18 protein-coding genes and 1 tRNA gene are annotated in these 17905 nt (G+C 58.4%); 6 read left to right on the top strand and 13 right to left on the bottom strand.

What is annotated here, in order from left to right; all coding sequences use genetic code 11:
* Positions 1-151: 151 nt before the first annotated feature.
* A complete protein-coding gene (locus C1713_RS01505; RefSeq protein WP_009753431.1) occupies positions 152-628 on the top strand; it encodes a deoxycytidylate deaminase in 477 nt (158 codons plus the stop codon).
* A 61-nt stretch (positions 629-689) separates the two neighbouring features.
* Here the strand turns inward: C1713_RS01505 and C1713_RS01500 are convergent, their stop codons facing one another.
* Together C1713_RS01500 and C1713_RS01495 are read right to left on the bottom strand one after the other, a co-directional pair.
* A complete protein-coding gene (locus C1713_RS01500; protein ID WP_102492796.1) occupies positions 690-1199 on the bottom strand; it encodes a DUF3601 domain-containing protein in 510 nt (169 codons plus the stop codon).
* 64 nt (positions 1200-1263) lie between these two features.
* Positions 1264-2811 (bottom strand): SLC13 family permease, encoded by a 1548-nt coding sequence (locus tag C1713_RS01495; RefSeq protein WP_102492795.1) that lies wholly within the window; start codon positions 2809-2811, stop codon positions 1264-1266.
* 170 nt (positions 2812-2981) lie between these two features.
* Here C1713_RS01495 and C1713_RS01490 point away from each other — a divergent pair, with 170 nt between their 5' ends.
* A complete protein-coding gene (locus C1713_RS01490) occupies positions 2982-4166 on the top strand; it encodes an iron-containing alcohol dehydrogenase (RefSeq protein ID WP_102492794.1) in 1185 nt (394 codons plus the stop codon).
* A gap of 95 nt (positions 4167-4261) precedes the next feature.
* Here C1713_RS01490 and C1713_RS01485 read toward each other — a convergent pair whose 3' ends face one another.
* The 3 genes from C1713_RS01485 to C1713_RS01470 all read right to left on the bottom strand — a co-directional run bounded on the left by C1713_RS01485 (position 4262) and on the right by C1713_RS01470 (position 5970).
* Entirely contained in the window at positions 4262-4705 is a 444-nt protein-coding gene (locus tag C1713_RS01485) for a metal-dependent hydrolase (RefSeq protein ID WP_061945418.1), read from the bottom strand.
* A gap of 84 nt (positions 4706-4789) precedes the next feature.
* On the bottom strand, positions 4790-5227 hold the full coding sequence (locus tag C1713_RS01480) for an Rrf2 family transcriptional regulator (protein ID WP_170950743.1): 438 nt from the start codon (positions 5225-5227) through the stop codon (positions 4790-4792).
* 230 nt (positions 5228-5457) lie between these two features.
* The gene (locus C1713_RS01470; RefSeq protein ID WP_170950742.1) at positions 5458-5970 is read right to left on the bottom strand and encodes a hypothetical protein; all 513 of its coding nucleotides are present in this window, start codon (positions 5968-5970) and stop codon (positions 5458-5460) included.
* Between the two features lie 252 nt (positions 5971-6222).
* On the opposite strand from C1713_RS01470, the gene C1713_RS01465 reads away from it, so the two are divergent.
* The 4 genes from C1713_RS01465 (at position 6223) to C1713_RS01450 (ending at position 7520) form a co-directional block, all read left to right on the top strand.
* Positions 6223-6438: a DUF1659 domain-containing protein gene (locus C1713_RS01465; RefSeq protein ID WP_009753423.1), complete on the top strand. Its 216-nt coding sequence runs from the start codon at positions 6223-6225 to the stop codon at positions 6436-6438.
* A gap of 47 nt (positions 6439-6485) precedes the next feature.
* Positions 6486-6704: a DUF2922 domain-containing protein gene (locus C1713_RS01460; protein WP_061945412.1), complete on the top strand. Its 219-nt coding sequence runs from the start codon at positions 6486-6488 to the stop codon at positions 6702-6704.
* A gap of 270 nt (positions 6705-6974) precedes the next feature.
* Positions 6975-7051 (top strand) — tRNA-Arg (locus tag C1713_RS01455).
* Between the two features lie 61 nt (positions 7052-7112).
* Positions 7113-7520 carry an RsiV family protein gene (locus C1713_RS01450; RefSeq protein ID WP_245870894.1) on the top strand — a complete coding sequence of 136 codons (408 nt, stop codon included), beginning with the start codon at positions 7113-7115 and terminating at the stop codon, positions 7518-7520.
* 66 nt (positions 7521-7586) lie between these two features.
* Here the strand turns inward: C1713_RS01450 and C1713_RS01445 are convergent, their stop codons facing one another.
* The 8 genes from C1713_RS01445 to C1713_RS01400 form a co-directional block, all read right to left on the bottom strand.
* Complete coding sequence (locus C1713_RS01445; protein WP_170950741.1) at positions 7587-7850, bottom strand: zinc ribbon domain-containing protein; 264 nt, start codon at positions 7848-7850, stop codon at positions 7587-7589.
* Entirely contained in the window at positions 7831-8985 is a 1155-nt protein-coding gene (locus C1713_RS01440; protein ID WP_102492793.1) for a DUF805 domain-containing protein, read from the bottom strand. Before C1713_RS01440 ends, C1713_RS01445 begins: the two co-directional genes overlap by 20 nt.
* A 9-nt stretch (positions 8986-8994) precedes the next feature.
* Positions 8995-9501, bottom strand: a complete 507-nt coding sequence (locus C1713_RS01435) for a DUF805 domain-containing protein (RefSeq protein ID WP_102492792.1) — start codon at positions 9499-9501, stop codon at positions 8995-8997.
* Positions 9502-9933: 432 nt separating this feature from the next.
* Positions 9934-11652 carry a GGDEF domain-containing protein gene (locus tag C1713_RS01425; RefSeq protein WP_102492791.1) on the bottom strand — a complete coding sequence of 573 codons (1719 nt, stop codon included), beginning with the start codon at positions 11650-11652 and terminating at the stop codon, positions 9934-9936.
* Between the two features lie 287 nt (positions 11653-11939).
* Positions 11940-13694, bottom strand: coding sequence for a GGDEF domain-containing protein (locus C1713_RS01420; RefSeq protein ID WP_102492790.1), 1755 nt, complete (start codon positions 13692-13694; stop codon positions 11940-11942).
* Between the two features lie 223 nt (positions 13695-13917).
* Positions 13918-15426 carry a phosphohexomutase domain-containing protein gene (locus C1713_RS01415; RefSeq protein WP_102492789.1) on the bottom strand — a complete coding sequence of 503 codons (1509 nt, stop codon included), beginning with the start codon at positions 15424-15426 and terminating at the stop codon, positions 13918-13920.
* Between the two features lie 349 nt (positions 15427-15775).
* Positions 15776-16441: a D-sedoheptulose-7-phosphate isomerase gene (locus tag C1713_RS01410; protein ID WP_102492788.1), complete on the bottom strand. Its 666-nt coding sequence runs from the start codon at positions 16439-16441 to the stop codon at positions 15776-15778.
* A 706-nt stretch (positions 16442-17147) separates the two neighbouring features.
* Positions 17148-17882, bottom strand: coding sequence for a hypothetical protein (locus C1713_RS01400; RefSeq protein ID WP_102492787.1), 735 nt, complete (start codon positions 17880-17882; stop codon positions 17148-17150).
* Between the last annotated feature and the right edge of the window lie 23 nt (positions 17883-17905).

Below are 17905 nucleotides of genomic sequence, written 5' to 3'. Positions count from 1 at the left end.
CTAATACGGTGAACACAACGAGAAACGTTAAGAACTCGTAGGTCTCCATATCAATCCCCCCTTTCGGGGGCTGAGTTACCACTGCGCCTATCAGTGCCTGCTATGATTATAGCAAACAAATGTATGCCATGCAATACAGGGAGGAATCGTCATGATCATCTCGTGGGATGAGTATTTTATGGGCGTGGCGCTCTTTTCCGCCTATCGCAGCAAGGATCCGCATACGCAGGTCGGCGCCTGCATCGTCAACGAGGACAAGCATATCGTCGGCGTCGGCTACAACGGGATGCCGAACGGCTGCGACGACCATGAGTATCCATGGGGACGGACGGGGGAGTTCGCCGAGCAAAAGTACCCCTATGTCGTGCATGCAGAGCTGAATGCCATCCTCAATGCGAGCACGTCATTGAAAGGCTGCCGTATTTACACATCACTGTTCCCGTGCAACGAATGCTGCAAGGCGATCATTCAGAGCGGCATTCGTGAGGTCATCTATCTCTCGGACAAGTACGCCGCCGCCGACAGTACGAAGGCATCGAAGCGGATGCTCGCCTCGGCGAATGTCACCTGCCGCCGCATGGAGACGGAGCTGACGGAGGTGCCGGTTCGCTTTACGCCGGAGGAGTAAGTCGTTCCCTTGTACAAAAAGAGCCGCATGGCGGCTCTTTTTGTATGCGGCGCTGCGGCGGTCATTCTCTCGGGAGAAGCAGCTCAAAATATTCCTCCGTATGACAGCAGATGTCCTCTTCGGCAGGGAGCTCTTCATGTGTGAGTTCTCCTCTGCGGTCAGAGACGGAGATTTTGATGCTCGCGTAGGGGATATGGAGATACATGCGGGTGATCTCTTTGCCGTCACTTGAGAGAAAGAGGGTATAGACGCCTTCATAGGGGAGGAAGAAGGCTGATGCGAAATCATACGTCTCTCCCGCATGAAACGTCTGCCCGCCGTGGTCGACGAAGTCCCGTCGGATACGAAAACGGTCTCCTGCCCGTATGTGTCCGAAGGAAAATATCTGATTGTCGGCACTCTGCACCGTACGGTAGAACGCATAGGGGGACAGTTCTTCCTTCTTTTGCCTGAGATATGCATCATGTGCCTCTTGTTTGTGCCGCTGTCTTACACTGTAGAGATAGGCGGCAAGAAAGAACGAGCCGAAGAGGATGGCGGCGATGATGGAAAAGAAGAGAAAGGGGGTCATGTTTCCTCACATGCATGGAAAAGGAGCTGCACAGCAGCTCCTTTTTTGTTCCGTTGTATCGATGTTACCCGACGAGCCATACCACGAAGTAGAGCACGAGCGGGATGGTCACGCAGAAGATGCCGATGAAGTCGATGTAGACACCGGTCTTGATCATTTTTGTGATGGGAATGTAGCCCGATGCATAGACAATTGCATTCGGAGGTGTAGACACAGGAAGCATGAAGCCAAGCGACGAAGAGAGGGCAATACCGATCGCGACGTGGATCGGGCTGAACCCTGCGGATACCGCTGCGGTAATGGCGAGCGGGCCAATCATGTTCGTCGCCGCCGTGTGACTGGTCAGCTCGGAGAGGAGCAGCGCCATCACGCAGAAGATCGCGACGAGGGCGAACTCGGACGGCTCACCGCCGAGCATCCCGACAATGCGGTCGCCGACCCACTGCGAGAGCCCCGTCTTATACATCATGCCGCCCATCGCGAGGCCGCCGCCGAAGAGGATGAGCGTGCCCCACTCGATGCCCTGCACGGCCGATTTCCACTCGAGCGTGAACTTGCGCTCCTTGAAGTTGATCGGCAGGAGGAAGAGGAGCAGCGCGCCTGCCATTGCCGCGACCGCCTCAGGGAAGAGGTGGTTGTACATCTTGAGGAGCGGTGAGGTGCTGCCGAGCGCCATCGAGAGGATGCCCGGGAACACCCAGAGAAAGACGGCGACGAGGAAGCAGACGAGTGTGTTCTTCTGTGCGCGCGTCCAGCCGCCGAGCTCGGCGACACGCGCGCGGATGAACTCCTCCGCGCCGTCGATGCGCTCGACATCGGGCGGGAACATACGGATGAGAACCACATAGGCGATGATGAAGTAGGCCACCATTGCAATGGCGCCCCACGTCATCCATTCGAAGAAGGAGATGTGGATGTTTGCCATCTGATCGAGGAAGCCGAGCATGATGATGTTCGGCGGAGTGCCGATCGGAGTCAGAACACCGCCGATCGAGCAGGCATACGCCGTCATGAGCATCAGCCCGGTCGCGTACTTGTAGTCGTGCAGGTCGATCTCCTTGCCGTTCGCGGCCATCATTTCCTTGACGGCAGACAGCAGGCCGAGGGCGATCGGGAACATCATCGCGGCCGTCGCCGTATTGCTCACCCAGCCGGAGCAGAGTGCTGCGGCAAGACCGATCGCGAGGAAAATGCGGCGCGGATTCGAGCCGACCCACGAGCGCGAGAGCAGCCAGTAGGCAAAACGCTTGTCGAGTCCATGATCCATCATCGCCTTGGCGAGGATGAATCCGCCCATGAAGAGGAAGATCATCGGATTGGCGAATGCCGCATAGGCATCCTTTGCCGTGACCACGCCTGTTACGACAGCGAGCGTCGGCCCGATGAGGGACGTGACGGGGATGGGTACGGGTTCCGTGATCCACCAGAGTGCCACCAGAACCATGATGGCGAGCAGCTTGTGTGATGCAAGCGTCAGTCCGTCAATCGGCGTCAGAAGCACCAGAATCGCAAGGATTGGCGCACCGAAAAGACCGACGAGACGACGTGTGCGATCAAACTTTTGCTCCGCCTCATGAATCTGTTGGGCTTCTTTGCTTTGATCTCCGCTCATTTTCTCAGCCTCCTTCAATGGTAATCGATAATCCCATTATTTATATTGTTATTATACGAAATTTTGAAGTCTTTTTGCAACACTTTTCTTAACCGATGGAATGACTTTTTTTCCTCGGTTCTGTTATAATGAACACGATGAAATAAGTTTGTGAAAAGAGGAGGAGTTTCATGCAGAGCTTTACCTATCATTGTCCGACGGAGATCATCTTCGGGCGGGGGGCGGAGGATAGTGTTCCCGCAAAACTGCGTGCGGCGGGGGCGCGCCGCGTGCTCATTCTCCACGGCGGCGGCAGTGCGGAGCGCTCGGGGCTGCTCTCGCGCATCGAGATGAATCTGACCTCGGCGGGGCTGGCGTTCCTCGTTATGGGCGGTGTACAGCCGAACCCGCGCGTTACGTTCGTTCGTGAGGCGATCCGCGAGGGGCTCGCGGCGGATGTGAACTTCATCCTTGCCATCGGCGGCGGCAGCGTGATCGACTCGGCGAAGGCAGTCGCTCACGGCATTGCAAATCCTGACGTGGACATCTGGGATATCTGGACGAAAAAGGCAGAGCTGACGCGCACGATGCCCGTTGCGTCCGTGCTCACCATCCCTGCCGCAGGAAGCGAGACGAGCGACTCCGCCGTATTGACGAATGAGGATACGGGGCAGAAGCTTGGGCTGAACGCGCCGCTCAACCGCCCTGTCTTCGCCTTTATGAACCCGACGCTCGCCTTTACCCTGCCGCGTGAGCAGATCGCCGCGGGGGCATCGGATATCATGATGCACACGATGGAGCGGTTCTTCACGGACGTCAAGGAGCCGAACGTCTTCACCGACCGCGTCGCGATTGACCTCCTGCGCACTGTGATGGAATCCGTGCGACGCCTTCTCGTCTCGCGCAAGGACTACGATGCGATGAGCGAGCTCATGTACTGCGGCAGTATATCGCACAGCGACTTGACAGGACTTGGATGCGGTAAGGATTTCTCCGTACATAAGCTGAGCCATCCGCTCTCTGCACGCTATGATGCCACACACGGGCGTGCGCTCACTGCGCTCTGGGGATCGTGGGCGCGGTTTGCCTATCCCTACGACCCGGCGCGCTTTGCCCAGTTCGCTGCCGACCTCTTCGGCATTGATGCGGGCACGGATGAGGAGCGGGCGCGCGCGGGCATCCGTCACATGGAGGAGTTCTTCACCTCCATCGGGATGCCGACGAGCATCGGCGGGCTGGGGATCGGCACCCTCTCGGCGGGGACGATCGAGCAGCTCGCCGATGATGCGACGCAGGAGGATCGCATCCGCATCGGCGTGTTCCATCCGCTCACACGCGCCGACGCCATCACCATCTACACGGCGGCAAATCACTAGGGAAGTGCTGAATTTATCAGTATTTCCCTAAGCCATCAGCAAAAGACCTGCCCGACGAAGTCTGTGATTTCGTTGGACAGGTCTTTTAATTATCACTAATTCCCTAGAAAACAACTTCCTGCATAGACAATGCCGATACATACGGCTGTGAATAGGTATTCCCTCAGCGAGCCGACGGTAAAGAGGCGTATCCCGATTTTCTGTGTCGGGAGGACGGCGGGCACCTTGCCGCAGACCGCGTCCTCTGCAATGTGGAGAAGTGCACCGAGGAAGATCCATAGGAGTACTGTGAGGAACATCCTGCTCCCAATGTACGTCTCGCTGTGGAGGAGCGCACCGATGAGGGCGAGATAGAGCATTGGCCAGTGTGACCAGCCGCGATGACGGCTGCGCCATGTACGCCATCCGACACTGCCGGGGGTGCCCTCCACCTTGTCCGGCAGGACGGCGCCGACGCATGCCGCCGCCGCCGCGAGTGGATCGGCACTCACCGCATAGGCAATCGTACCCGTGAGTGCAGCGTGCGATACCCATGTCATGATGGCGTATTTCCTCCTCTGAAAATGGGGACGGGCATCGAATCTATACGGATAGATATTGTGCAGACAATAGCCGTTAAGTAACTATGTGTTTGCTCTTTCTCGTGCCTCTTTGATGATGTCGGCGAGAGTGGTCTCCTCCATTTTCTTTTCCATGGCGTGCTGGATGTCTGCGAGGCGATGGTCGAGTACATCGTGGATGTGGCTGCCGACGGGGCAGGCAGGGTTCGGATTCTCATGGAAGCTGAAGAGGGACTGACCGCTGATGCTCTCCACGGCACAGAAGATGTCGGCGAGCGTGATGTCCGTGAGTTCCTTGGCGATATGTGCGCCGCCCTCGCGCCCGCGCGCGACGGTGATGAGCCCCGCGCGGCGGAGCTGACCGAGGATGCGGCGGATGACGACGGGATGTGCGCCGATGCTTCCCGAGAGCGACTCGCTTGTCGCGGGCTCTCGTTTGCCGAAAAGATCGACGCAGATGAGGATGTGGACGGCGATGGTAAAGCGGCTCGAAATCTGCATATTGTACCCTCCGTTGTTCGATATTCGTATCATACAATGGAGGGAGGAGAAATGCAAGGAGCTTTCTAGGGAATCACTGATAAAATGAAGCCCGTCAGATTGGCGTAGATTTTTTCGTCCGAACAAGGTGGAAAACCGGACGCAGAGTGGTGCTCTGTGGAGGATTTTCCGCCGAAGTACGGGCAAAAAAGATGCGTCAAGATGATGGTGCTGAATTTATCAGTGATACCCTAAGCCAAGTCCTCAGCAAAGCGAAGCTGGCGGCGCACGTCGTTGAGAAGTTTGTAGTGGAGGGCGCGCCCCTCGCGCACGTGGCGCTCCAGTGTGCCGAACGCCCACAGGCTGTGGATGATGTCACCGTTCTGCAGGGCGATGTCGCTCCCCGTGCCGCGCCGCTGCAGGACGAGGGCGGCGTATGCTGTGTTGATGTAGCCGATGCCGCCGCGGCGCGCATTGTACATCTTGATCGGGGTGAGGACGCAGCCATGTAGGATGGGGAGGATAATGTTGCGCCGCCGTGCCATGAGACGGGCGGCGTTGCGTCGGATGAGGCGGAGTGCCTTGTCCTCGCGCTCGGCGAGACAGGCGAGCACGTGCTCCGGTGTGGCGCCGAGCATCAGGCTCCTCCCGTGCGCACAGATCACGGCAGTGCGCGTCGCGTCCTCCTGTGCCGGAATGAGGGCGAGGATGTCCGCCGGAGCGGGCAGGCGCTGCATCAGGCATTCTCTTTTCGTACGATTCATAGTGGATCTCCTTTGTTTGGGGGAATCACGGCAAAATGCTGTGACTCCATGACTCCTGCCTGCCGCTGGCGGGGCGCACAGGCACGGGACACGATTCTGGATCTCCTGTTCCTTTCTGAATGCTATTATAGAGAAAATATGTTCGTATGTAAAGAAAATTTTGCATGGAGGCTCTTCTTTTTTTTCGCCGCAGCAGGTATTTGGGTGTAAGCAGCTTACAGCGGACGAACAAAACGGAAAGGAGTGACATCTATGGCACGCAAAGAAGCAGCGAGCAAGCTCACGCTGAAGGTGATTACGGGGGTCGGCGCAGACGGCAAGAACCTCTATAAGAACCGCACGATCGCAGGGCTTGCGCCTGTGCTCACGGATGCGGATGCGCTCGCGGTCGGACGCGGGTTCGCGAATCTGCAGAAGCACGGGCTCGATCAGGTGATGCGCACGGATACGGCTGTCCTGACGGACTGAGCCCCCGCGCGGCAGATGATGTGAGGACATAGAAAGGAGGTACGACTATGTCGACGAAGAAACAGCTCCGCATGACGCTGGCACTCTCGACGGGCAAGAACCACACGGTCAGTCTGATGGATCCGAAGGATGATCTGACGAAGGCGGCGGTGGAGACCTGCCTGCAGGATGTCATCGCAAAGAAGGCGATCATGCTCGGTGAGGCATACCCTGTCTCCATTAAGGACATCAGTGTCCAGACGGTAGACAGCGCTCAGCTTTCCTGAGTACTGCATCGGCAGGACATGATGAGGGACACTGGACGAAGCGAAATGTTTCGTCCAGTGTCCTTTTTGTGCTCTGTCGCCACTTCCCCCCGCACGGCGGGGGAAGCTAATGTACTGTAGTCACAAGTCTCCCCCGTGCGGCACGGGGGAGGGGGACCGCGAAGCGGGGGTGGGGGCGCCTGCTGCGAGATATGTGACGCTTTGGTAAAGAACTGAGACGTGGAACGGCTTGCACTTTTCGCGTGTTTTTGGTAAACTCTAGTAGTTCCTGCGGTTGTAGCTCAGATGGATAGAGCATCTGCCTCCTAAGCAGAGGGTCGCGCGTTCGACTCGCGCCAATCGCACCATGAAAGCAGACAAGACTTCTCATCGTGAGGAGTCTTTTCTATACATAAGGAGTGATATGCGATGAAAAAGACTATGATGGCGGCACTGGCCGGTACCTATGACGGCGGTACCCACCCTCAGCATGCGGTCACGGGAGTGACGCTGAGTACGGAGACGGGGGAGCCGGTTTCCATTGATGCGGTGATTACGAGTCGTGATGTGCTTCTGCTCGCATTGGCGGATGCCTTCCGCAAGCAGTATCCGGGACGTGAGCAGGATCTCTTTTCACATGATATTGACGAGACACTGAATGACTATCATGATGGCGGTGACTGGCAGAAGTATATCGACTGGATGCTCGATGCGAACAATGATCTCCATGTGTTCTACAATCCGTATGATATTGCCCCGTACTCTGCGGGCGGGTTTGAGCTGACGCTGCGGCATGATGTGTATCCTGAGGTGTATCGCCGTGATCTGACAGAGTAGAGCCCGTATCATCCAATAGACAAGCCCCTCGGCTGCATGCCGAGGGGCTTTCTGTATGTGGCCTTGTTACTTCTTCCCGAATCCGAAGAGCGACTTTAGCTTGCTGCCGATGCCCTCTGTGGGCGGTGCATCCGTGTCGGGCACGTCGTCGTAGAGGTCGGAGTTCACGACCTTCGCCGGGGGCGCGTCGTTGCGGCTCTCTGTGTCATCGTCGCCGAGGGAGAAGCCCGCGCCGTAGTTCGGCGAGAATCCCGAGATGATGGGGATGCCGCAGTGCGGGCAGGCAGTGGCGGTGGAGGGGACGAATTTTTCACATTTTGGGCAGTACATCATGGACCTCGCTTTCGTCGGATGATTCCCTTCTATAGGATATATCGTCATTTGCGAGCAGTCGGATAATACCGATGAACGAGAGGATGCCGCAGAGTGTCCAGAGGAGGATGCTCGGCACGCCGATCATGCTGTCCACTGCCGACTGGAGCGCGCCGTCCGTGACAGTGCTGCCCTCCATCAGAACCTCGTAGGAGAAAAGTCGGGCAAACGGCAGCGGTGTGATGAGGGGTGGGAGCAGTACGGCGAAGGGGAGGAACGCCTCATAGGGGGAATGTCCCAGCGTGCGCAGGCGCTGCCGTACGAGCGGCAGGAGGGGGAGCGGAAAGAGTACGAAGGGGAGGACAAAGAGAATGATGATGACTGTGGCAAGGATCCGCGCTGCCTCCGGAATCGCCGCGACAAGGATCATGAACACGCCGGCCATGGACTGCAGGATGAGCTGTGCCGCCGGCGGGAGGACAAGCCCCAGCACGAGGAGGAGGAGGAGGCTGCGGCGAATGAACGCCGTGCGCGTCACCGTCCCCGCACAGGAGAAATACGCTGTGCGCGTGGGCGGCAGTACCTCCTCGACGGGTGGATCGCCCCAGCGGTTCGCCTCGGGTTTTCCCTTTTTGAGGAAGAGCCAGCCGAGCCAGCAGGCGAGCGGGAGAAAGAGGAGGAAGAAGAGGAGCAGCGCGATGCCCATGCTCGCGGCGACGGCGGAGGCGAATGCCTCCGTTGTTCCGTTCCAGAGGGGAAAAGATGGCCCTATCATCTCGTTGAGGATGCCGATGAAGATGCATACGGGCAGGAGCATGAGGAGGAGGACGGGGACGCAGAGGAGGAGCATGGGCGCCGCCCAGCCGCCGCCGTGTCCCAGATCGTGCAGACGCCGTACGACGGCGGGGATGGCGAGCGGCGGGATGAGTGCGTAGAGGAGGAGGTTGAGCCCGAGAAACGCCGCGATGTAGACGGTGAAGAAGACCTCTGTCGAATCACGGAAAAAGCCCACCGCAGCGGATGCGGTGAGCGGGAAGAGGAGATAGCAGAGCGCGAGCATGGCAAAGAAGACGCCGCCGCTGATGACGCCGAGCGTCAGAGCGAAGTCGCGCCGCGTGAGCCTGCCCGTGCGAGAAAAGAGTGCGTGATTCATACGCAGTCCTCAGCTGCGCGATACGCCGCTGTCATGCGATGTATCACTGTCTGTCTGTGCAGTATCTATTCCTGTGCTGTTCGTCGTATGGGCGACAGGCGCCGTGAATACGGGGATCTCATCCCCCGTGCCGAGCGGATCCGGGCCGTAGGCGTTCGGTCCCTCTGTGCCCTTCTTGAAGATGAGGTAGAGCGCGAAGAAGAAGCTGACGACGGGGACAAAGCTCAGCAGGATGAAGAATGCCGAGAGGTCGAGGTCGTGCAGACGGCGGATCGCGAGGAGGTAGCCCGAGATGATGAAGGGCAGGTAGAGGATATAGGTCGCACTGAATGCGCCCATCGTGGGGATGCCATTCCCGACCTGTGCCGCCGCCGTGGTAAAGGCGATCACCATCAGCAGGATGTAGACCGCCGTCAGGATGAGACCGAGGGCGAGGCAGCGCAGGATGTAGGGCTTGCGGTTGAGACGCCCCTCCCACGAGAAGAACATTTCCCGAATGTTGTCGATTTGGAACATGATGATTCTCCTTTTCGTTGATGAGGGAATCACTGTCTAAGGAAGCACTGATAAATTCGGTACAACCATCTTGACGCATCTTTTTTGCCCGCACTTCGGCGGAAAATCCTCCACAGAGCACCACTCTGCGTCCGGTTTTCCACCTCGTTCGGACGAAAAAATCTACGCCAATCTGGCAGACCTCATTTTATCAGTGATTCCCTAATGGAAAACGATTCCCAAGTATATGGAAATTGTAGCATAGTTGCCTGTGATTCACAAGAAAAATATATGACCTAGTATTAAAAGAGAAAGAGAGAGTAAAAAAGGAGGGGAAGGGGGACCGCGCAAGCGGTGGAAGGGGCACAAAGAAGGGGCTGTTGCACGAAGTTTGCAGCTTCGTGCAACAGCCCCCTTGTCGGCAGCATTTGACTTGGCGGCGAACGCATACCCCTAAGCCGCATCGATCTCGCTCTCGTCGGAGACGGCGTTGCGCCCCTTTTCCTTGGAGCGGTAGAGGGCGCGGTCGGCGCGCGCGATGAGCCCGGGGAGGGAGTCGCATCCCCCGTGCCATGTGGAGATGCCAAAGCTGAGCGTGACGCCGCCCATGCGCTCCTCAAGGATGGCGCGCAGTCTCTCGCAGAACGCGGTCATCGTCTCGAGGTCGTAGTGCAGGCCGAGGAGGATGAACTCGTCGCCGCCGTAGCGGATGAAGATGTGGCGGCGGTCGATCTCATCGTGGATGATGGCGGCGATGTCTCTGAGCACCTGATCGCCTGCGAGGTGCCCGTGCGTGTCGTTGACCTGTTTGAAATGGTCAATGTCAAAGAGGGCAAGGGAGAACCTAAACCCGCGCTCGTGCGCGAGGGTAGAGAATTGCGCAAAGCCCACGTCAAGCTGATGGCGGTTGTAGCAGCCCGTAAGGAAGTCGCGCTTGGCGGCGTCTTGCGAGGCGGCGAGCTCCTGTGAGAGGCGCTCGTTCTGGCGCTCGAGTGTCGCCTCCTCCATCATCTGGATGCGGATGAGGTGGAGGATGAGCGGAACCATGGCGTAGACAGAGAACACGGCCATGGAGAGAATCCCCGTGAAGAGATGGTGCTCCCAGTGCAGTACGTCAAAGATGGAGAGCGCGACGAAGGCGATCAGCCCAAAGGCGGCGTAGCGGCACGCGGGGTGGTATGCCCAGTGGGAGCGGACGAGTGCATGGATGAGGATGAGGTCTGACGAAAAGATCAGGACATTGTAGAACGGGAGCATGCTGCTGTATGCGTTTCGTCCGATGAGTTCGGCGAGGGTGGCCGCTGCGAAGATGCCGACGAAGATGTGCAGGATGTTCTTTACGCGCGCGTGGTACTGCGGAGCGACGATCTCGCGCACGACGAGTGCCCAGCAGACCGGCAGCGCATAGATCATCGCGAGATGGAGCTCCCACCAGAGTGCGGGCATCCCGAAGAGACGCGGGAAGAGAGAGGTGTTGCCCGTCGTCCACAGGGCGAATGCAGCGAGGAAGGCGATGAGGTAGATGAGTGCGCGGCGATGGATGTCCTGCAGGGCGCGCCACGAGAGGTTGAGGCTGAGGAACGCGATCATCGCGAGGGCGATGGAGAGCGCCGAGATGTAGATCGCGTCGGCAAAGGAGATGTTCTTCATGAACTGCATTGTCGTGTCGATCTCAAAGTCGTCGATGCTCCCACGCCGCCCCATATCCGTCGTGTGCAGGAGGATCGTGAGCCGCCGTCCTGCCGCCTTGTTGTCGAGCGGTATATAGTGGATCGTGCGGCCGCGCGTCTCCGTGCGCCCCGACCAGTCACCGTAGCGGTAGAGGAAGTCGTCGTCGAGGTAGACGGCGATATCCTGATTCGTCGTGGTAAAGAGCAGGTTGCAGTTCATGAATCGCGAGGAATACGGGATCTCCCACGAAAGATAGACCGCCGATGCATCCGTTGGCAGCGGCGGCGGGACGGGGTAGTCATAGGACTGCCAGTCGAGCGCGTCAGCGCGAAAATCGCGGAGCATCGGGGAGGTCGTGTCCGCGAGGGCATACGTGGGGGGGAGCTGACGGTCGGGGGGCGCTGCGAGGAGACGCCATGAAATGATGCAAATGGCGGCGAGCGCTACCGTGCAGAGGAGAGCAGCGGCATTGTCCTGCAGGAATGTGCGGAGTTTCATCATGGGGAGCACCTTCCTTCTGGGGGAGAGAAGGACTTTCGTAGGAATTTGTGTGGATTTTCTAACATTATAGCATATTTAGGTGCGATGAAACAATAGAAAAGACGATTCCCGCAGCATCAGTGATCTAAGTATACAGTGGAAGGGATACAAAAAAGGCGCTGCGCGAAGTTTTGCGCTTCGCACAGCAGTCCTCTGATGCGCTGGTATCATCGGCGTTCGCCGCGTTCGGACAAATCTGCGTCAATCCGGCAGACCTTATTTTATCAGCGCTGCCTTTATATTACTCGTCAGCGATGGTGCTCCGCATTCGCGTTCGCACAGATATCGCAGCACGCTGCCTCGCTCTCGGTGGAGACGCTGTTGCGTCCCTTTTCCTTGGAGCAGTAGAGCGCACGGTCAGCACGTTCCATCAGATCGTGCATGGTATCGCCTGCCCCATGCCACGCCGATACACCGAAGCTTATCGTGATGCCGTCCATGGTCTCTGCGACGGCACAGCGCAGGGATTCGCAGAACTCTGCCATCTGTGTGAGGTCGTGATGGAGGGCGAGGAGGATGAACTCGTCGCCGCCGTAGCGGATGAAAATGTGGCGGCGGTCGATCTTCTCCTGTACGATCTCGGCGACGCCGCGCAGCGCATCGTCGCCGCCGAGGTGGCCGCGCGTGTCGTTGACCTCCTTGAAGTGGTCGATGTCGAAGATGGCGTAGGAGAAGGAGAAGCCCTTCTCGTGTGCGAATGAGGCGAACCGCTCATAACTTGGTTCGAGCTGCAAACGATTGAATGCGCCCGTGAGAAAGTCGTGCTTTGCCTCGTCCTGCGATACCTGCAGCTCCTGCACGAGGGCGTTGTTCTCCCGGACGAGCTGCGCCTCCTGTATCATCTGCTCGCGGATGAGGTAGAAGACGAATGGGATGATGGCATAGATCGAGAAAACGGTTGCTGAGAGTGTCGAGGTGAAGAGATGATACTCGAAATGGAGGGCATCGATCGCGACAAAGATCATCAGCGAGGCCGCTGCGATCACTCCGTAGCGGCAGGCGGGATGCTTTGCCCATGAGGTGCCCAGGAGAACGAAGATGGGGTAGAGGAAGGTGACGGCGAGGATGGGGTAGAAGGCAAAGAGCATATTCATATAGCCGTTCAGCCCGAGTGCCTCCGCCGTTGTTGCGACGGCGAAGAGTGCGCCGTAGAGACCAAAGATGCCGGTCAGAGGATGCTTGCAGTTCGGCGGACTGATGTGCTCGATGATCTTGACGAAAAGCATCGGCATGAGGTAGAGCATGATGAAGTGGAGCTCCGCCCAGACCTGCGTCGTGCCGAAGAGTCGGGGGAAGAGTGAGGAGGTGCCCGTCGCCCAAAAGATGATGCTCAGGAGGAAGGCAATGAGGTAAAGCTGCAGATGCCGTCGTCGGATATAACCGCGCCAGATGATATCCATGACGAGGAAGGCGATGAGTGCAGCGGCGATGGCAAGGCTCGCCGTGTAGATGGCATCGCTGATGCTGATTTTCTGGAAGAGGGCCAGCTCGCTGCCAATGAAGAAATAGTCTACGCTGCCAAGCCACCGGGCATAGTCCGTATGCAGGAGGAAAGTGATGCGTTTCCCCGCGAGGGACTCCTTTGCGTCGATGAAGTGCAGGGTGCGCCCATAGGGGTTGTGGAAACCGTCCCATTGACCGGTGGTGTAGATCAGACGGTCATCGAGGTAGACGCAGAGGTTCTGATTCGTCGTCGCCGCGAGGATGTGATCAATGGAGAGAGGTATATCCTGCGGGATCTCCCACGAGAGATAGACCGCCTTCACATCGTCGGAAAGGGGCGGCACGGGGGACGTATAGGGCTGCCAGTCATGCTCCGCCGCGTGAAAACCAAGGATGTCGTTATGTGTGAGATCCTTGCCGACGAGGGCGTACGAGCGAGCCAGATCAGTATACGGCATGGTATTGAGCAGCTGCCAGGCAAAGGCCATGGACCCGATGATTGCGGCGAACGCAGCCAGTCCAATGGCATTCTTCAGCGCGTGCTGTACGGCTTCCTTCATAGGGGTTCATTTCTCCTGCGTTGTTCTCCAATAAGGGATAAATGAAATAAATATCAATATACCACTGCATTATATCATAAAATACGGGTGCGTGTGGGAAAAAATGAGAAAAGAGCAGGTCGTACGTTTACCAAGAGAAAAGAGACTGCGATATGAAGGTGTCCACCTCGTACGACAGTCTCTTGTGCCTTTCCCTCACGTGGGCGGCTGACATGGATGTGTTCTATGCGTGAAAGCCGGAGAGGTTGAGCGCGTCGAATCCCGCGAGGAGCTCCCTGACCTCGTGCTCGATCCTGTCCGCGCCGCCCGCTGCGTCCGCCTCGATGTTGACCGGCATGTTCGGATCGTGCAGCGACATGCGCAGCAGCGCCCAGCCGCTCGGGAAGATGAGGCGCACGCCCTCATAGGAGGGAGCGGCGATCCTGAGCCCCTTGTCTTTGGCGCGCTGCTCGAATGCGGCAAGGACGTCACGTCCGTATGCCTTGACGTCGCCCATGCCCGTGATCTTGATGCGGATCTCGCGTGCCTCGGCGGGATGGCGCAGATCCTTGATGAGGTCGCTGAGGGTTTTGCCCTCGGCGTGTGCCTTTGCCGCTGCGATGAGAAGCTTTACCGCGAGGTAGGCACCGTCGTCGAGGTAGTAGTTCTCGCTGAGCGCGCCATGCCCTGAGGTCTCGATGGCGAGCGGGGAGGTTTCGCCCGCCTCGTTGCGGCGGATGCACTCGTTGATGACGTTCTTGTAGCCGCGCATGTAGCGCAGGTGCTTCAGATGGAGGTGATCCTCGAGGAAGTCGTGCAGCCCGTCGGAGGTGACGGAGTCGGTGATGATGGTGGAGCCGGGGTAGTCGGGCGCGAGGATGGCGGCCATCATGGCAATGAGGGCGTTGCGGCTCACGTCCGTGCCGTCGGCGAGGACGGCGCTCATGCGGTCTACGTCGGTGTCGAAGATGAGTCCAAGGTCGGCATGGTTCTTCACCACGGCGTCCTTGATGGCGCGCATGGCATCGGCATTCTCGGGGTTCGGAATGTGGTTCGGGAAGTGCCCGTCCGGGTCGAGAAACTGACTGCCTGTCGTGTCCGCGCCGAGCGGGGTGAGGATGCGCCCCGCGAAGAAGCCGCCCGCGCCGTTGCCCGCATCGACGACGATGTGCATCCCCTCGAGCGGACGTTCTGCGCCGCCGAACGCGTCGCGGATTTTCTTCGTGAGGTGTTCGCTGTAGCGCCCGATGAGGTCGAACTTCAGGACGTGCTCGAGCGTTCCGTGTTCTTCCTTTGCCTCGGCGGCGTAAGTGAGGATCTTCTCTATGTCCGTCTTGTCTGCGCCGCCCGCGGCGGTGAAGAATTTCAGTCCGTTGCGGTTGTATGGGAGGTGGCTCGCGGTAATCATGATCGAGCCGTCCGCCGCCGTGTCCTCGAAGATGGTCGCCATGAACATGGCGGGGGTGGAGGCGAGGACGCAGTCGATGCCGTGCGCGCCCGTGTAGGTGAGTCCCGTGAGGACGCTGTCCTTGATGGCGAGCGCGGAGATGCGCGAGTCATGGCCGACGGCGATCTGCAGCTCTGCGGGGCTTTTGCCCGTCTTTTCGCTGAGGAAACGGACGAAGCCGGCAGCGATGCGGTTTGCTGCCTCGGGGGTGAGGGTGACAGGTTCGCCGGGCACGCCGGGGACGGCGACGCCGCGGATGTCGCTGCCGTTCGCGAGTTTTTTGAAGTCGTCCTGGGTCAGGGGCATGGGGATTCCTCCTTTGCGTATGATTGTGTGTTTGTGGGGGTATATATTATGCATTATACATTATGCGTGAGTATCCCCACGCAAACGCCTCGTTCCACAAGTGATCGCGCACTTATCTGCCTAAATACCTGCGAATTCCGAAACGCGCTTCGCTTGAACGACGAAATTCGCAGGGGGCAGAACGTGCGCTTATCTTCACTTGTTCCACTAGGGTTTGCTTTGGGGATACTACTACGCCACGAGTGCCCCGAGCCTTCCCCGCCGGTGCGGGGGAGGTGCCGCGACAGCGGCGGTGGGGGCGTAACTTCTTTATCAATAGATAGTGGACTGCACCGCGAGCGACATATCCTTACTCCGCACCAAAGAATTCCTCCTCGACGGCGATGCAGAGGGTGTGGTAGATGGGGAGGTGGTACTCTTGGATCTTGTACGTCTCCTCCTCGGGGGCTTTGATGACGATGTCGGCGAAGCCCGACGCGCATTTGCCGCCCGATGCGCCTGTGAGGGCGATGGTCTTCAGCCCGAGTGCCTTTGCCATGCGGAAGGCGTAGAGGACGTTCTTCGAGTTGCCCGAGGTGGTGATGCCGAGGAGGACGTCGCCCGCGCGCCCGAGTCCGAGTACCTGCTGGGCAAAGGTGAGATCGGGTGCCTGATCGTTCGCGAACGCTGTGCTGATCGCAAGCTGGGACGGGAGGGAGATGGCGGGGAGTGCACCCTGCAGGTGCCGCATGAAATAGTCGACGGTCAAGGGGTCAGCGGCGTCGCACGCTTCGTGGAGTTTTGCGAGGATGTCCTCGTCGAGGTGACGCGGCAGGAGAAAGCCCTTCATCAGCTCACCGACGATGTGCTCGGCATCTGCCGCAGAGCCGCCGTTGCCGCAGACAATGAGCTTGCCGCCTGCGTGGTAGGATGTGCAGAGTGCCTTGATGGCGGCGCGGATGTCTGTACCGCAGGCCTCGAGTGCGGGATAGCGTGCGATGAGCGTGTCAACGGCGGCAAGGGTGGATGATTTCATAGTTGTTGCTCCTTTGTGATTCTTTTACGATTGATGCGAGCCTCACGCGGACAGTTAGGGAAGCACTGATAAATTCGGCACAACCATCTTAACGCATCTTTTTTGCCCGCACTTCGGCGGAAAATCCTCCACAGAGCACCACTCTGCGTCCGGTTTTCCACCTCGTTCGGACGAAAAAATCTACGCCAATCTGGCAGACCTCATTTTATCAGTGATTCCCTATCTGCGCGCGAGGGGTGAAGAAATGTACCGTGTACATTGTATTCGCAGGGCGGATAAAGAAAACGCTGCTTCCTTTATGCTCCGTTCCCTTCTATTATGGACGAAAATGCTGCCTTTTTCAAGGGAAAGGGGAGGGAAATGCGGCAGGTTGTCCGATGCGGTAGGCTTTGTCGTCGTGCTGGGGCGTTCAGCGTATAAAAAATCGCTGTGAGGAAGGAATGACGCGGGGTTAGAGGGATTTTCCCATACGCATTCCTGCCTTTTAAGGTGTAAAATACTCCATTTTGAAGTTATTGATTTTAATTTATAGTTATTTATCGATATTTTATGGAATTTATCTATATTGTTTTACTGATTTGCTTTTGTGTTTTTACAGGGTGGGAAATCTCTCTGATGGGATTCTTCAGTAAGTGTATGGGCATAAGAAAAGGGACACTGTACGAAGCCGGAGCTTCGTGCAGTGTCCCACGTTTCTCTGTGTATCTCAGCGGCTGCGATAGCGGTCGGCGATGGCACGCGGGCTGTCGCCGGCATCGAGTGCCGAGGTCGGCGGCGTGACGTCCATCGGCGCGGCGTTTTGCGGTGTGACGTCCATCGGCGCGGCGTTTTGCGGTGCGGTGCCCTGCGGACGGATGTCCGTGATGGGCGGCTGCGGTGCGGCCGCGCGCGGCTGCTCTGCACGCTGGTAGACGTTCTCCTCCTCCTTGCGGGAGCGGAAGCGGTTCCAGAACCAGCGCAGCACCATGAAGGCGACGACGGCGATGGCGACGTTCACAAGGACGCCGAGGATGTCGGCGAGGAGGCCGCTGCCCATGCCGCCGAGGAGGCTCGCGAGGAGCCCGCCGAGCATCATGCCGCCCGCGAGGAGGCCGATGTTGCGCAGGGTATTCCCCCAGCCTGTGCTGCTCTTAGCGGGGGTCGCGGCGTTTGCTGCATTCGCCTTGCTGTTTGCCGCGGGGGCATTCTTTTCCAGCTGGTTCGCGTTCTTCGAGGGGGCGTAGCTGTTGCCGTTCCCCGAGACGGATTTGCCGCTGCTGCTCTGTCCCTCGGATGCCTTCGGTGCGGCCTTGGGCGTCGCCTTCGGTGAGATGCGCGCGCCGCCCTTGGCGGCCTCTGCCTGTGCACCGAGCGTACTCTGCACGGCGTTCGGGACGATGATGGGTGCGGTAAAGGCCAGCGAGCCGACCATTGCCGCAGCGATGAGTTTCTTTAGTTTCATTCCATATTCTCCTTCATATATCA

Source organism: Centipeda felix, from assembly GCF_900186465.1.
Classification (GTDB): Bacteria; Bacillota; Negativicutes; order Selenomonadales; family Selenomonadaceae; genus Centipeda; species Centipeda felix.
Note: the sequence above shows the minus strand (reverse complement) of the source record. Positions and strands in the feature narration are given on the sequence as shown.

Excerpts from the sequence above, each read along its gene's own strand:
- C1713_RS01420 (WP_102492790.1), bottom strand. The coding sequence starts at position 13,694 with ATGAAGGAAGCCGTACAGCACGCGCTGAAGAATGCCATTGGACTGGCT.
- C1713_RS01490 (WP_102492794.1), top strand. The coding sequence starts at position 2,982 with ATGCAGAGCTTTACCTATCATTGTCCGACGGAGATCATCTTCGGGCGG.
- C1713_RS01440 (WP_102492793.1), bottom strand. The coding sequence starts at position 8,985 with ATGAATCACGCACTCTTTTCTCGCACGGGCAGGCTCACGCGGCGCGAC.
- C1713_RS01465 (WP_009753423.1), top strand. The coding sequence starts at position 6,223 with ATGGCACGCAAAGAAGCAGCGAGCAAGCTCACGCTGAAGGTGATTACG.
- C1713_RS01425 (WP_102492791.1), bottom strand. The coding sequence starts at position 11,652 with ATGATGAAACTCCGCACATTCCTGCAGGACAATGCCGCTGCTCTCCTC.
- C1713_RS01445 (WP_170950741.1), bottom strand. The coding sequence starts at position 7,850 with ATGTACTGCCCAAAATGTGAAAAATTCGTCCCCTCCACCGCCACTGCC.
- C1713_RS01415 (WP_102492789.1), bottom strand. The coding sequence starts at position 15,426 with ATGCCCCTGACCCAGGACGACTTCAAAAAACTCGCGAACGGCAGCGAC.
- C1713_RS01505 (WP_009753431.1), top strand. The coding sequence starts at position 152 with ATGATCATCTCGTGGGATGAGTATTTTATGGGCGTGGCGCTCTTTTCC.
- C1713_RS01400 (WP_102492787.1), bottom strand. The coding sequence starts at position 17,882 with ATGAAACTAAAGAAACTCATCGCTGCGGCAATGGTCGGCTCGCTGGCC.
- C1713_RS01480 (WP_170950743.1), bottom strand. The coding sequence starts at position 5,227 with ATGCAGATTTCGAGCCGCTTTACCATCGCCGTCCACATCCTCATCTGC.
- C1713_RS01495 (WP_102492795.1), bottom strand. The coding sequence starts at position 2,811 with ATGAGCGGAGATCAAAGCAAAGAAGCCCAACAGATTCATGAGGCGGAG.
- C1713_RS01485 (WP_061945418.1), bottom strand. The coding sequence starts at position 4,705 with ATGACATGGGTATCGCACGCTGCACTCACGGGTACGATTGCCTATGCG.
- C1713_RS01410 (WP_102492788.1), bottom strand. The coding sequence starts at position 16,441 with ATGAAATCATCCACCCTTGCCGCCGTTGACACGCTCATCGCACGCTAT.
- C1713_RS01500 (WP_102492796.1), bottom strand. The coding sequence starts at position 1,199 with ATGACCCCCTTTCTCTTCTTTTCCATCATCGCCGCCATCCTCTTCGGC.
- C1713_RS01470 (WP_170950742.1), bottom strand. The coding sequence starts at position 5,970 with ATGAATCGTACGAAAAGAGAATGCCTGATGCAGCGCCTGCCCGCTCCG.
- C1713_RS01450 (WP_245870894.1), top strand. The coding sequence starts at position 7,113 with ATGAAAAAGACTATGATGGCGGCACTGGCCGGTACCTATGACGGCGGT.
- C1713_RS01435 (WP_102492792.1), bottom strand. The coding sequence starts at position 9,501 with ATGTTCCAAATCGACAACATTCGGGAAATGTTCTTCTCGTGGGAGGGG.
- C1713_RS01460 (WP_061945412.1), top strand. The coding sequence starts at position 6,486 with ATGTCGACGAAGAAACAGCTCCGCATGACGCTGGCACTCTCGACGGGC.